Here is a 13,012-nt window from a genome sequence, read left to right on the forward strand (position 1 = left end):
AATAGGGGGACAGCCCATGAGTACAGCATTATTGCAAGAGCTTCATCAAGAGGTCAGAAGACTATATATAGCCGGCAGTGACCTGGCCGCCGGTGATTTCCGCCTGAAACGGCTGCTTCCGCAGTTTCAGCAGCTTGGTGAGAGGGCAGCAGTCTTCAAGCGGCTGGGGGAAGGCATCGCGTCCCTTCTGGAACCGGGCGACGGACAAGGAACGCCTGCTGCCGTCCGGCTGCAAGAGCTGACGCTGCTCCTGGAATCGGTATTGTACACCCAAGGGGTCACCGCACCCGAAGGAAAGCCGGGCGAGCTTCGCAGCCGCAATCTCTTTCTGGATACCAAACTTCCTTACCGGAAGCTTGCGGTAGTACGGCAGGCGCTGACTACAACCGGGAGCGGCAGGTATGAGATTGTGACTGAGGCTTTTAAGGAGGGGATGTTTCAGGATCTTCGTCTGTTTCCCCTGGCGATTGCGGCTCTAAATGACCCCTATTCGGAGATCGCTGAATTTAGCATGACGGAGATTCTCCCTTCCTATGGTCCTGCCATCGCTGGTTATCTGATTGAAAATCTGAATATCGCAGGCGGTAAAAGTGAAGTCCGCAAGCTCAAGACCATTGCCAAGGCGGGTGGAACAGAAGTGCTTGAAGAGATCTTTCAGGCAGCTGAAACCGGCAGTGACGATATCCGGGCGGCCGCGATCGAATGCCTTGGCAGTCATGAGGCTTACCTCCCGGCCCTGCTGGAGTGGAGCACCGATAAGAAAAAAGTGATCCGCGAGGCTGCGTATAAAGCGCTCGCGACAGGCGGATCGCCGCAAGGTGAAGAACGTCTGTATGAAGCTTTTGCGGCGAAGAAGGACCGTGAGTTGGTGGCTGATGCGGTGGTATATTCCTCTTCCGTACCGCTTGCCGAGAGATTATCTGTTCTTTATATGCAGGAGCTGCGTGAAGCGCCGCAGGAGAATGTGGATAAGAAGAAAACGGAGGAAGTGTGGAGCAGAATCCGGCCGTTTGCGACCGTTCTTTCCGGACAACGCAACCCGCAGCTGGATGAGCTCTACAGCTATGTAATCCAGGAATATGCCCGGTTTGCTTCCTTGGGTTACACGACTATCATCAATGAAGCGGCTTGGTATAAGCAGAGGGCTGCTTCCGAATCAGCCTTTGACGAGCTGCAGCAGCTGCAAAAACTGGATTCCCGTTATTTTCCGCACTACTTCCGGGCAGCCCAGCAGCTGATGACACCTGACGAGCTCTACAGGAATTTTGGCGGAACGATGATTAACAAGCTGAAAGCTGTAGTCACCAAGGATTCTGCACAGCGTAACAAACTGCTCATGGACACGATCAAAGAGCAGGTTATGACTGCGGAAGAGATATTGTATGACGCGGTCTGGGACCCGCAGAGGGAGCGGCAGTACCGTGAGTTGGGAATGCTCTCACCAGAAAAAATTCAGGCTGCATGGGACCTGCGCTGGCTGGATTTGTTCATTCACAGGGACGTGCCTGAGCTGGTATGCGCTTTTGCACATCCGGGTCATGAAGAATCCCGCCGCTATCTGCTGGATAAGCTGAGCGAGCAGAACAACCAACAGAAAAGGCAGAGGAATCATGATTTTTTCACTAATATATTTACAGGTCTTGAACGTTCTGGAATGCAGGATTCTGAGCTGCTTGAGCTGATGATGTCTGTAATGGAAAATGAAAAGAGCTATAACCCTTACAGATTTGATTACGCCCAGTTCCAGCAAATGCTGCGGTTTCCCGCAAGCTTCAGCAGCCGTCTGGAAGCCCTTCTTCCGAATCAGAGGTACTACGAAAGCCGTGCTCAGCTGGAATATGTGATTCATCAGCTTCGTAGCCGGGAATAATCAAGAGCGGTCCATACAAAGGAGAGATATCCATGTCAACGGAACAAGAACAGCTTCAGGATTATATGCGGCTGCCTGCAGAGATTTTATACCGGGAGGAGCTTGAGGCCCTACGCAAGGAGGATAACGGCATTGTCCCCGCTGGATGGCAGATGTCCCCGCGTTCGGTGCTGACCTTTATCGCAGGCGGCAAGGCTGGCAATACAGTCATTACGCCTAAGTATATCGGCAACACACGTCTGATCGAGATGGCGGTCGCCACATTGGTTACTGACCGGGCACTGCTGCTGATCGGGGAGCCGGGCACAGCAAAATCCTGGCTGTCAGAGAATCTGGCAGCGGCGATCTACGGGAATTCGGGCCTGGTGGTTCAGGGCACTGCCGGCACCAGTGAGGAGCATGTGCGCTATTCATGGAACTATGCCATGCTACTGGCTAACGGCCCTACTCCTGAAGCGCTGGTCAAAAGCCCGATTATGCGGGCCATGGAGGACGGCGGGATCGCCCGGTTCGAAGAGATCTCACGGTGCGCTTCAGAGGTGCAGGATGCGCTGATCTCCATTCTTTCGGAGAAGACGATTTCTGTACCGGAGCTAGGCAAGGAAGCAGGGGCACGCAAAGGTTTTTCCATTATAGCTACTGCCAATACCCGGGACCGCGGTGTCAATGAAATGTCTGCTGCGCTCAAGCGGCGCTTCAATATTATTGTGCTGCCCGCACCTACGGATATCGAAACCGAGCTGTCAATCGTGAAGAAGCGGGTGGCTGAAATTGCATCATCCTATAATCTTGGGGCTTCGGTTCCAGCAGATGAGGCTCTGCTCAAGGTTGTTACGATCTTCCGTGAACTTCGCAGCGGCATGACACTGGACAAGAAAGAGAAGGTGAAGACTCCAGCAGGTGTGATCTCCACAGCTGAGGCTATCTCGCTGCTTACGAACAGTATGGCGCTTGCAGCCAGCTTCGGTGATGGTGAGCTGACGGAACGCGATCTTGCTGCCGGGCTTCAAGGGGCGGTTGTCAAGGATGATGACAAGGATAAGCTGGTCTGGAAAGAATATCTGGATAATGTGATGAAGAAAAAAGGAGCGGAATGGCGCGGACTCTACCAGGCCTGTAAGGAGTTGAACGAGTGAAAGCGACTGCTGAAGCCGGGGTACATATTTTCGGAGTGCGGCACCTGTCTCCGGGCGGCGCGAAGCATCTGCTGGAATACCTGAATGAGCTTCAGCCGACGGCGGTGCTAATCGAAGGCCCAAGCGATGCGACAGATGAAATCCGCCATTTGACGAATCGCTCAACGGAGCCTCCTGTTGCCATATTAGCATTCACGGAGGAATTGCCGGTGCGTACGGCCTTATGGCCGTTAGCGGTCTATTCTCCTGAATATCAGGGCATGAAATGGGCCAGGGATCACGGGGCAGATTCTGCGTTTATTGATCTTCCTTCTTCGGTCATTCTAAGCCTTCAGGATGCCATGAGACGGGAACGCATCTCCGTACAGGAAGTGAAGCCTGAAGCGGATGAAGCGGTTGAGCCGTCAACTGAAGAGGTCAAGGAACAGGAATCCGTCTACAGCCGGATTGCCAGACTTGCCGGGGAAAATGACTATGATATGTATTGGGAGCGCAATTACGAGCACAATTTAAGTGCCGGAGCTTACCGTGCAGCGATTCTTTCGTTATCTGCCGAGATGCGCTTGCTGTCGGAAGGCCGGGAGCAGCTCGAGCAGCCGAAGGAGCACGCGTATAATGCGCTGCGCGAGGCCTATATGCGGAGGCAGATCCTGGATAAAATCGCTGAGGGGCATGCACCGGACAAGATCGTGGTCATTTGCGGAGCGTACCATGCGTCTGCGCTTGCCGATCTGTCGGACGCCCTGAGCGACAAAGAACTGGCCGGGCTGCCTTCACGCAGCACCAAGCTGACGCTGATGCCGTATTCGTACTACAAGCTCTCTACCATGTCGGGCTACGGGGCGGGGAACGGAGCGCCTCATTACTTTGAAATGATGTGGGAGACCATGGACGCCGGGCGGCCGGAGGAGCTGGCACATCTCTATTTATCCACGCTTGCGGGCTATCTGCGCAGCAGCGGGACACACCGCTCCACAGCCGAGGTGATCGAGGCGGTGCGCCTGGCCGAGTCGCTGGCTGCACTGCACAGCGGGAGTGCGCCTACCTTGCGCGATTTGCGGGATGCCGCGCAGACGCTTCTTGGCCACGGCGAGCTGTCTGTCATCGCCGATGCCCTGGCGAGGGTGGATGTAGGAACAGCTATCGGGCAACTGGCTGATGGTGTCAGTCAGACACCGATCCAGGACGATCTAAACCGGCTGCTGAAGCGCTATAAGCTGGAGAAGTATAAATCCACCGTTGCCAGCGAACTGCCGCTGGACCTCAGGGAGAACCGCAGAGTGTCCAGCGAGGAGGCCGCCTATCTGGACCTGAGCCGGTCTATTTTGTTCCATAGACTGCGGCTGCTCGGGATTTCTTTTGCGAAGAACAGGCCCAGCGGGCAGGATGCGGCAACCTGGGCAGAATACTGGATCATCCAGTGGACGCCGGAGGTTGAGATACAGGTGGTCGAATCGACCCTCCTTGGGGAGACCATTGAAGTGGCTGCCGCCTATGTGCTGCGCGAGAAGCTGCAGGCTTGCCGGTCCATCGCTGAAGCTTCAGCGCTCATCCGGATTGCCTGTGAATGCGGATTGACAGCGCAGATGGAAGAAGCCAGCCGGGTTCTTCAGAGCCTTGCTGTAGACAGCCGCGATGTGGTTGGCATTGCCGCTGCTGCCCGCGAGCTGGCAACGATTATCGGCTTTGGCAACATCCGCAAGGTGGATACCGTACCGCTTACACCACTGCTGGAAGAACTGTTCCGGCGGGGCTGTCTGTTCCTGCTGGATGCGAGCGGCTGCAATGATGAGGCCGCCGGACAGATGATTGTGGCCATGAATGAACTGAACGGAATATCGCTGGATTACAGCGAGACGGTGGACGAACCACTGTGGCTGCAGGAGCTGCTGCATCTGTCCGAGCAGGATAACCGCAACCCGAGGCTATCCGGCTTCGCCTGTGCCATTCTGATGGAGCGTGGAGCGATCTCAGCGGAAGAAGTCGCTTCGGAAGTCTCACGTCGGTTGTCTCCCGGCATCCCGGCCGATCTCGGAGCGGGCTGGTTCGAAGGCCTGTCGATGCGCAACCGGTATGGACTGCTCTCCAGGATGAGCCTATGGGAGCAGCTGAACGATTATATCAATGCGCTCGAGGATGATGAATTCAAGCGGGCGCTGGTGTTTCTGCGCCGGGCATTCAGCACCTTCTCACCAAGAGAGAAAACGATGATCTCCGAGCTGCTCGGTGAACTGTGGGGTGTGGATACAGAGCAGGCGGCAGAGATTCTTACCGGAGAACTGAAGGAGGATGAAGCCAAGATGCTGGACGATTTGAATGATTTTGACTTCGGTGATTTTTAGATGACGTACGACAGCAAGCAGGAGAGCACTGTTACCCGTTGGCGGCTGATCTTGGGGCAGGAAGCCGAAGCCTCACTTGCAGGCTATGGTGAAGGCGGCCAGCTTAGCCTGACTGAAGAGGAATTAATCATGGATTCAGCGCTTGCCGCCATCTATGATGAGACGAACGGAGGAGGCGGCTCCGGCAATGCACCAGGCGGCAGGGGCAAAGGAGCAGGGACGGGCCATGCCGCCCTGAATCTCTCGAAGTGGCTTGGCGATGTGCGCAGCTATTTCCCGGAAGATGTCGTATCGATCATCCAGAGTGATGCCATGGAGCGCAGGGGCTGGAAGCAGCTGCTCTTCGAGCCGGAGCTGCTGGCTGCGGTGAAGCCGGATATCCAGCTGGTAGGCACGCTTTTGTCACTCAAGGGTAAAATTCCTGAAAAGACGAAAGATACTGCAAGAATGCTGGTCCAGGCGTTGGTTGATGATCTGGTCAAGCTGCTGGAGACCGATATCCGCCGCGCCGTTACCGGGGCGCTGAACAAGCGGCAGCACTCTCCGCTACCATCGCTCAGCGGGCTGGACTGGAAGCGGACCATTGAGCGGAATCTGAAGCACTATGACCAGGAGCGGCGGATTATTATTCCTGAGCGGTTTTATTATTTTGACCGGGCACGCCGCAGTAAGGAATGGACAGTTATCGTGGATATTGACCAGAGCGGTTCGATGGCCAGCTCCATCATCTGGGCTTCGGTCATCGGGTCCATCTTTGCAAGCATTCCTGCGCTGAACACCCGGGTAGTCGTTTTCGATACTGAAGTGGTGGACTTGACTGAGCAGTGTGCTAATGATCCGGTGGATATGCTGTTCGGGATTCAGCTCGGCGGAGGAACGGATATCCACAAGTCGGTGAAGTACTGCGAGCAGTTCATTGAAGAACCCAAGAAGACGCTGTTCATTATTGTCTCGGATCTCTATGAGAACGGCAACCAGGCTGGGCTCGTACGCCGGATGCGCGGGCTGCGCGAGTCGGGGGTCCGCACAATGACCCTGCTGGCCTTGTCGGATGAAGGCAAACCCTCTTACGATGAGCGGCTGGCCGGACAGTTGTCGCGCGATGGCACACCTTGCTTCGCCTGCACTCCGGCCTTGCTGCCCCAACTTGTGGAAGGGGCGCTTAAGGGACAGGATCTTGGCGAGCTGGCGAAACGTCTGGGAGCTTCGTAACACCAATAATTTTTTCCAAAAGCCTCTTCTTTACAATCACATATTGTGTAAGCTGCATATATCATTTATAATCGGTTATTAAAAAGCACCTATCGAAGGCGCTGCTTGAAAGGAAATGAAACTCTTATGTCAAGTAAGTTGAGAGCGGGTATCGTCGGGGGTACTGGAATGGTAGGCCAGCGTTTTATCGCATTGCTTGAGAATCATCCCTGGTTTCAAGTAACGGCTATTGCCGCAAGTGCAAACTCGGCAGGTAAAACTTATGAAGAATCGGTCAAGAACAGATGGAAGCTGTCCACTCCTATGCCTGAGGCTGTCAAAAGCATCATGGTTCAGGATGCCTCCAAGGTGGAGGAAGTGGCTGCGGATGTAGATCTGATTTTCTGCGCCGTTGATATGAAGAAAGAAGAGATCAAGGCGCTGGAAGAAGCTTACGCGCGCACTGGAACGCCAGTGATCTCCAATAACTCTGCGCACCGCTGGACGCCTGACGTTCCTATGGTGATCCCTGAAATCAATCCTGAACATCTGGAAGTCATTGCCCAGCAGCGCAAACGTCTGGGCACGGAGACCGGATTCATCGCGGTTAAGCCTAACTGCTCCATCCAGAGTTACATGCCTACGCTGCATGCGCTCCATGATTTTAAGCCGTCCAAGGTGGTAGTGACTACCTATCAGGCGATCTCCGGGGCAGGCAAAACCTTTACCGATTGGCCGGAAATGATAGACAACGTCATCCCATATATCGGTGGTGAAGAAGAGAAGAGCGAGCAGGAGCCGCTGCGGATCTGGGGGAACGTGACCGATGAAGGGATTGTGAAAAGCGAACAGCCTGTTATTACGACACAGTGTATCCGTGTGCCTGTTGCTGATGGTCATATGGCTGCAGTGTTCGCCTCCTTTGAACAGAAGCCATCCAAGGAAGAGATTCTTGAACGCTGGAACAGCTTCCAAGGCCGCCCACAGGAGCTCGGTCTTCCAAGCGCACCTAAACAGTTCATTACCTATTTCGCAGAGGAGAATCGTCCGCAGACGCAGCTGGACCGTGACATCGAGAACGGTATGGGTATCTCTGCCGGCCGTCTCCGCGAGGATTCGCTCTACGACTACAAATTCGTCAGCCTGTCCCACAATACGGTCAGAGGTGCAGCCGGAGGCGCCGTATTAATCGCTGAACTGCTGAAAGCGGAAGGTTACATTCTGCCGAAAAAATAACCCACACACGTATATAAATTAGGGTAAGTAACAACCTGCCGGAATAGTTCCGGCAGGCTGTTTGCGTATTTACCTGACATATTGCGCATGGTAATGGTAAGATAGATGGATGCAAGACGAAAACAGAATACCGGGTGGAGTGATATTGTGGCAAAAAGTAAAGGCGGCGGCACAGGCAGAGGAACAGGCAGCAAGGGCTGGACCCGCTGGAACAAAACGGCGAAACCTGTGAAGCCGGCCAAAGGCGGACCCGCAGGGGGGCCTGGCGGCAAAAGCACAGGAGCAGCCAAGGGCAGCGGAACCAAACCAACTAGGAGCGGCAAGTAAAACGGCCGGATGCTCATAGATCAACATGCGGCATCTGATTTGGAATTTGTAGCGTATACACTCCAATCAGGTGTTTTTTATTACCCTTCAGGAGAGCGGAATCGGACATGAGAATCAACAAATACATAAGCGAAACAGGGATTTACCCCCGCAGAGAAACCGACAGATTAATTGCGGCCGGGCGGATTACGATTAATGGCCTTCCTTGTGAAAAAGGTGCGGAGGTTGAGCCGGGAGACATTGTAGCCGTCGACGGTGAGCCCATAGCTGCTGTCGATAGAGAGCCTGTATACCTGGCGCTAAACAAGCCATTAGGCATCACCTGTACATCCTCACGTGAGGTAGAGGGGAATATCATTGATTTTGTGGGATACCCGTCCCGGATATTTGCCATTGGCCGGCTGGATAAACAGTCGGAGGGACTGATCCTGCTGACGAATGACGGCGCTATCGTGAACCAGATGATGCGCTCGGAATATGGTCACGAGAAGGAATATTTGGTTAGTGTAGACCAACCTGTGACGGATGAATTTCTGCAGCGCATGGCTGCTGGTGTGGAGATTCTGGGTACGGTGACCAAACCATGCGAGACCAGCCGGATCAGCGTAACTGTATTTCGGATTGTACTCACCCAAGGACTGAATCTGCAAATCCGCCGGATGTGCAAGGAACTGGGTTATAGGGTGCTCCGGCTGGAGCGGATCAGGATTATGAATATAACATTGAGCGGACTGGGAAGAGGTCAGTGGAGGCATCTGGAGCAGGATGAACTGGCAGAGCTCCACGGAATGCTGGGTAATGCTCAGGCCCCTTTACAACCATAGAGGAGGACTACCTTACATGCGCTTTATGAGTTTCATGATCATCTTAATGTTCCTGGCCGGGTGTTCATCATCCGGGGAAACCGGGAATGCCGGGCAAGCGATCCCCACCGATAATCCTGCGTCAGTAGAACAGGCATCGCCGTCACCGTCTGCTTCACCTGCTGTTTCCACATCGCCGTCTGTAGAAGCGGTAACCACAGGGAATGCGCCGATTGAGGAACAGTATCCAGGTTTTGTGCATAAGGATTCTTTTGAACTGAACGGGCAGACCTATGAAGTCTATTACTGGAATAGCGGAGATTTTGATTATACCCAGTTTGTGGTCGCGAGGAACCGTGAGCTTCTTTTTGACAGTAAGCAGAAGGGGTTAAGCTTTGAAGGCGGGGTCAAATTGGATCAGACCAAGAGCATTTGGGCGAAGGCGCTTATTCAAAATGGCCGGCCCACGCTGCTGTTCAGCTTGGCAGATAACCGTCCCGAGTCGGCAACTATTGTTCTGGAGGAGATAGAAGGTAAGCTGCAAGTCACTGTGAATGATGAGGTTCTATTGACCTATGAGGATGTGGATCAAGACGGCGAGCTGGAGTTGTTAGCCAGTCCATATTCCGGTCAGGTGCCTCTTGGGCCTGCATTATTCGCTGTTTATGAGTTCAGGGATAACCAATATATTCCGAATAGAGCCAGAACGCAGCAATATTATGAGAACCAGCTGGTTATTGAGGAACAGCATTACAAAGCAGAACCTGAAGAAAGCACCTTTGAGTCGTTAATGGATGTTTATCTGATCTTGGACCGGCTGGATGAAGCGGAGGCAAAGTTCCCCGAGTACTATAAATGGGCGGGACAAACTGCCGGAGACGGCGGATTTGTCAGTGTCTACCACAAGCTGATTGAAGCTGGTTCCTACGATCCGGTCAAAGGATGGATGGATAAGCTCAAACCACTGGATCACACCAGCCTTCATCAATAATTATATAAAAGAAATCCGTATGCGCCTTTTTATAGCATGGCGCCATACGGATTTTTGTTATTTTGATATAGGAAATGCGTCTGCGTTCCTTTCTGTTAGGCCAAAACCTTGGACTCGAATTGCTTGTCGTATAAATCTCTGTATACTCCGTTATGCTCCAGAAGGGACTCATGCGTTCCTTCCTCGACGATAGCTCCGCCCTGAACGACGAGAATTTGATCCGCAGCCATGATGGTAGAGAGCCGATGGGCGATTACGATGCTGGTCTTGCCCTGGAGCAGGGAATGCATGGCTTGCTGGATATAATATTCTGACGCTGTGTCAAGGGAGGAGGTAGCTTCATCCATGATAATGATCGGCGGATTCTTCAGCAGCACACGGGCGATGGAAATCCGCTGCTTTTCGCCGCCGGACAGCTTGATGCCCCGGTTACCCACAACGGTGTCGTACCCCTCCGGCAGACTCAGAATAAAATCGTGAATATACGCCGCCTCGCATGCGGCAATCATTTCTGCTTCGCTGGCCCCGTTTTCTGCGTACATCAGGTTGTCCCGGACCGTTCCATTGAACAGATAGGTGTCCTGTGTAACAAGGCCTATCTGCGACCGCAGGGAATCCAGTGTAAAGTCGCGGATGTTGCTGCCACCGATCGTGATCGAGCCTGAATCCGTATCATAGAGGCGCGGAATAAGGTTGGTGACGGTTGTTTTGCCGGCGCCGCTGGGACCGACTAGTGCAGTTAAGGTTCCTGCAGTAGCGGTGAACGAAATTTCGTGCAGCGCTGTTTTATCCGCCTGGTAGGCGAAAGATACTTTGTGGAATCCAATATCCTTGCCGGTTGCGGTAATGACCCGGGCCTCCGGCTCGTCTACAATCTGAGGCTTCATATCGAAATAGTCAAAAATCCGTTCAAACAATGCCGCAGAGCGCTTGATATCCACATAGAGATTCGTCATTTGCATCACGGGTCCATATAGTCTCCCAAGCAAAGCTACAAAAGCTACGATTGCCCCCACGGACAGCTCTCCCTGAATAAACAGATACCCGCCATATAAGTAAATCATCAATGGACCGATACTGGTAAAAGTAGACAGAACCATCATGAACCAGCGGCCGGCCATGGATTGCCGGATTTGCAGACTTGTGGCTTCTGAGTTAATAGATTGGAATTTGGAGTACTCTGCCGGTTCTTTGGTGAACAGTTTCATAAGGAGATATCCGCTGATGCTGAGTGTCTCCTGGATGATCTGATTTTGATCTGAGATTTTTTCCTGGGTCTGCTTGGCCAGTTTCCAGCTGATATTGCCCATTTTGCGGGTAGGGAAGATAAATAAAGGGATTACAAGAATGCCGACCAGCGCCAGCTTCCAGTTCATGATGAACAACGTAACCGCAGTAGAGACGAGAATGAACAGATTACTGGCAAAATTGACTACTGTACTGCTGAATACACCCTGCACGCCTGAAATGTCGCTGGTCATACGTGTGATGACTTCACCCTGCTGTACCCCAGAGTAGAACTGCAGCGGCATCTTTTGCAGATGGCGGTACATTTGATTTTTCATATCGTAGACAATGTGCAGTGAGATAAATGAATTCAAATAATTCTGCAGCACACCCAGCAGGCCGGCCACGACAGTTGTACCCAGTGAAGCAAGAACGAGCAGAACGAGCAGCCGCAAATTTTTATCCGGAAGCGCCTGGTCGATAATCTGCTGGATGAACAGGGGAGGCAGGATTCCAAGTACAGCGGTCACAATCAGCACCGCCATTACGAGCAGGGTTTGTTTCCAGTAGGGCATGAAAAATTTCACGATGCGCAGCAGGAGAGCTTTGCTGAGATTGGCTTTTTGCGCGTCGTCGTCGAATTTCAATCGGCCATGGGGGCCGCCCGGTCCAAAACTTCGGGACATTCTCATCACCAGCTTCTATTGATTTAGGAATTCAGATGCGTCAGCAGCTGTTTGTTCATATGAATGAGCTGACGCAGCTCATCTTCCTTGAATGGCGCCAGGGCTTCACCCAGTACCTTATGGGACCAAGCTTCCTCGTTATAGCGCTTGCACAGCATCTCGCCTTCGGTGGTGAGGTACAGCATCGTCTCTCTGCGGTCCAGCTCCGAAACTGTGCGGGTGACCAATCCCTTGAGCGCCAGCGCATCAATATGCAGACTGACCCGGCTTTTGTTAAATACCAGGCGTTCCGTAACTTCCTTCTGGGTCTGCCCCGGATGCTGCAGGAGGAAATTCAGGATGCCGATCTGATGCACGGTCAGCCCAAGGTCCGCCGCGCTTTGATGTGCCAGCTTCTTAAGCTGGCGGGCTACCGCAAAATAAGATTGATACACTTCTATAGTTTGCTCACGATCAGCCATGCTGCACCTGCCTTTGAAGAAAAGTTATCAATGTGAACTGTTTATAAAGTAAACTAATAATTTGGTATAGTCAAGTATGAACAACATTGACTAAACCGCCAGCATGTTTAATATTGGAAGATGCAGACAACTGAAGTCCTCAGGAAAGGGAGTCCATCATGAAAATGGAATCATGGCAATATGAACGCGGAGGCAAAAGCATTACAATTCGGGAAGCGGACCCCGCAGATGCCGGGATGCTGTCTGGAATTCGGCTGCAAATCGATGGAGAGACGGAGAATCTGGACAGGGAACGCGGAGAAGCAGTTATTGATCCAGCGGGCTTTGAACAGCTCATTAAGGAGGATGCCTCGAACAACAAAAACCTCTTTTTGGTGGCATTAGTAGATGGCAGGCTGGCCGGATTCTCCAGATGTGAGGGAACTAGCTTGAAACGCTTGTCTCACCAAGTGGAATTTGGCATTGGTGTGCTGCAGGAATACTGGGGAGTTGGCATTGGCAGCCAGCTGCTGGCCGCCTCCATCCACTGGGCGGAAGCCAGCGGTATCCGCAAAATCACATTGAAAGTCCTGGAAACGAACAACAAGGCTATCACGCTCTATCAGAAACTGGGATTTGAGAAGGAAGGTCTTTTGAAGAATGACAAGCTTTTATCTGACGGCAAGTATTACAACACCGTTATAATGGGCAGATGGAACTGAGGATTTATTTCTGCCACGTAAAAAAGCACAACGCCAACGAA

11 protein-coding genes are annotated in these 13,012 nt (G+C 52.7%); 9 read left to right on the top strand and 2 right to left on the bottom strand.

All coding sequences use genetic code 11. From position 1 onward, the window contains the following. The first annotated feature begins 16 nt into the window (after window positions 1-16). The 8 genes from A3849_RS24020 to A3849_RS24055 all read left to right on the top strand — a co-directional run bounded on the left by A3849_RS24020 (window position 17) and on the right by A3849_RS24055 (window position 9,896). The gene (locus A3849_RS24020; RefSeq protein ID WP_074113657.1) at window positions 17-1,870 is read left to right on the top strand and encodes a HEAT repeat domain-containing protein; all 1,854 of its coding nucleotides are present in this window, start codon (window positions 17-19) and stop codon (window positions 1,868-1,870) included. Between the two features lie 32 nt (window positions 1,871-1,902). Beyond that, entirely contained in the window at window positions 1,903-3,006 is a 1,104-nt protein-coding gene (locus A3849_RS24025; protein ID WP_074113658.1) for an AAA family ATPase, read from the top strand. Beyond that, entirely contained in the window at window positions 3,003-5,348 is a 2,346-nt protein-coding gene (locus A3849_RS24030; protein WP_074113659.1) for a DUF5682 family protein, read from the top strand. The genes A3849_RS24025 and A3849_RS24030 overlap by 4 nt, the downstream gene beginning before the upstream one ends. Next, the gene (locus A3849_RS24035) at window positions 5,349-6,560 is read left to right on the top strand and encodes a VWA domain-containing protein (RefSeq protein WP_074113660.1); all 1,212 of its coding nucleotides are present in this window, start codon (window positions 5,349-5,351) and stop codon (window positions 6,558-6,560) included. A gap of 126 nt (window positions 6,561-6,686) precedes the next feature. Continuing rightward, the gene (gene asd / locus A3849_RS24040) at window positions 6,687-7,775 is read left to right on the top strand and encodes an aspartate-semialdehyde dehydrogenase (RefSeq protein WP_074113661.1); all 1,089 of its coding nucleotides are present in this window, start codon (window positions 6,687-6,689) and stop codon (window positions 7,773-7,775) included. A gap of 144 nt (window positions 7,776-7,919) precedes the next feature. Next, window positions 7,920-8,102 (top strand): DUF3934 family protein, encoded by a 183-nt coding sequence (locus tag A3849_RS24045; protein ID WP_178382789.1) that lies wholly within the window; start codon window positions 7,920-7,922, stop codon window positions 8,100-8,102. 107 nt (window positions 8,103-8,209) lie between these two features. Continuing rightward, a complete protein-coding gene (locus A3849_RS24050; protein ID WP_074113663.1) occupies window positions 8,210-8,926 on the top strand; it encodes a pseudouridine synthase in 717 nt (238 codons plus the stop codon). Between the two features lie 16 nt (window positions 8,927-8,942). Continuing rightward, window positions 8,943-9,896 carry a hypothetical protein gene (locus tag A3849_RS24055; protein ID WP_074113664.1) on the top strand — a complete coding sequence of 318 codons (954 nt, stop codon included), beginning with the start codon at window positions 8,943-8,945 and terminating at the stop codon, window positions 9,894-9,896. A 95-nt stretch (window positions 9,897-9,991) separates the two neighbouring features. Here A3849_RS24055 and A3849_RS24060 read toward each other — a convergent pair whose 3' ends face one another. Both A3849_RS24060 and A3849_RS24065 read right to left on the bottom strand, forming a co-directional pair. After that, window positions 9,992-11,809: an ABC transporter ATP-binding protein gene (locus tag A3849_RS24060; protein WP_074113665.1), complete on the bottom strand. Its 1,818-nt coding sequence runs from the start codon at window positions 11,807-11,809 to the stop codon at window positions 9,992-9,994. A 23-nt stretch (window positions 11,810-11,832) separates the two neighbouring features. Beyond that, on the bottom strand, window positions 11,833-12,270 hold the full coding sequence (locus A3849_RS24065; protein ID WP_074113666.1) for a MarR family winged helix-turn-helix transcriptional regulator: 438 nt from the start codon (window positions 12,268-12,270) through the stop codon (window positions 11,833-11,835). A 158-nt stretch (window positions 12,271-12,428) separates the two neighbouring features. Here A3849_RS24065 and A3849_RS24070 point away from each other — a divergent pair, with 158 nt between their 5' ends. After that, entirely contained in the window at window positions 12,429-12,971 is a 543-nt protein-coding gene (locus tag A3849_RS24070) for a GNAT family N-acetyltransferase (RefSeq protein ID WP_074113667.1), read from the top strand. Window positions 12,972-13,012: the final 41 nt, after the last annotated feature.

This window comes from Paenibacillus sp. P46E, assembly GCF_001909095.1.
Classification (GTDB): Bacteria; Bacillota; Bacilli; order Paenibacillales; family Paenibacillaceae; genus Paenibacillus_AQ; species Paenibacillus_AQ helianthi.